This window comes from Atopobium sp. oral taxon 810 str. F0209, assembly GCF_000466405.1.
Taxonomy (GTDB): Bacteria; Actinomycetota; Coriobacteriia; order Coriobacteriales; family Atopobiaceae; genus Olegusella.
Genome location: NZ_KE952949.1, coordinates 181548 through 181762, shown reverse-complemented (window position 1 = coordinate 181762; position 215 = coordinate 181548). Strand labels below are relative to the sequence as shown.

The following is a 215-nucleotide window of genomic DNA, read 5'->3' as shown; positions in this document are numbered from 1 at the left end:
TCCCTTTTACTCGCATCGGGTTCAATATGCGCCCTTGCGCCATTTTTTATCTGGGCATTCTTCAGCCATTTGGTACGGTTTTGAACCGCCTGCATTAAATGGAAGACAACGGGTTCAAGAAGCACCCTTTCATCTACAAGCGGTTCAAGAAGCACCCTTTTCCCTGCAGAGGGTTCAAGATGCATCCTCGGAAGAAAATTTACCTGCACTTTCTC

The 215-nt window shown here is 47.0% G+C and carries 1 protein-coding gene; it reads right to left on the bottom strand.

The features are described 5' to 3' along the window. A partial coding sequence (locus HMPREF9069_RS09580; protein WP_021626095.1) for a hypothetical protein occupies nucleotides 1–215 on the bottom strand: 215 nt, incomplete at both ends.